The sequence below is a fragment of the Bradyrhizobium algeriense genome (assembly GCF_003062295.1).
Taxonomy (GTDB): Bacteria; Pseudomonadota; Alphaproteobacteria; order Rhizobiales; family Xanthobacteraceae; genus Bradyrhizobium; species Bradyrhizobium algeriense.
On the sequence record NZ_PYCN01000220.1, the window covers coordinates 1 to 517 of the forward strand.

General features: G+C 63.8%; 1 protein-coding gene. It reads left to right on the plus strand.

Features of this window, described 5'->3' with window-relative positions; translation table 11 throughout:
* A partial coding sequence (locus C7G61_RS43205; RefSeq protein WP_274542324.1) for a group II intron maturase-specific domain-containing protein occupies positions 1–347 on the plus strand: 347 nt, incomplete at its 5' end.
* Between the last annotated feature and the right edge of the window lie 170 nt (positions 348–517).

Below are 517 nucleotides of genomic sequence, written 5' to 3' on the forward strand. Positions count from 1 at the left end.
AGGCCCGCCTGGCGCAACGGCCCTCGAAGAAGAGCATCCGGCGCGTGGTCGAGAAGATCCATGCGCTGACCGCCCGAGCAGGGACATGGCAAGAGACCACAGGGCTGGTGGGCAAGTTGAACCGCACGTTACGCGGCTGGGCGAACTCCTTCTCAGTAGGCACCGTCAATCCGGCGTATCGAGCGCTCGACACCGACACAGCGGTGCGGTTGCGCCGGTGGTTGCGTTCCAAGCACAAGGTCAGGCGACGCAGGCGCGGAGCTTATCCCCTCTCGCACCTCTACGGGCATTTTGGGCTCGTACGCCTGAGCCGGCTTGGGCACGACGTGCCATGGATGAAGGCGTGAGGTCTTGTCCGAGAGCCGGATGCGGGAGATCTGCATGTCCGGTTCGATGAGCGGGGTGTGGAAACGGAGCCACGGCTCGGCTAGTGAGGCACCGCCAGACGAAAGCGGCGGAAACAGATAGGCCGACCCTACAGCCACCGCGCCACACCTCGACTCTACCAAAATTTCAC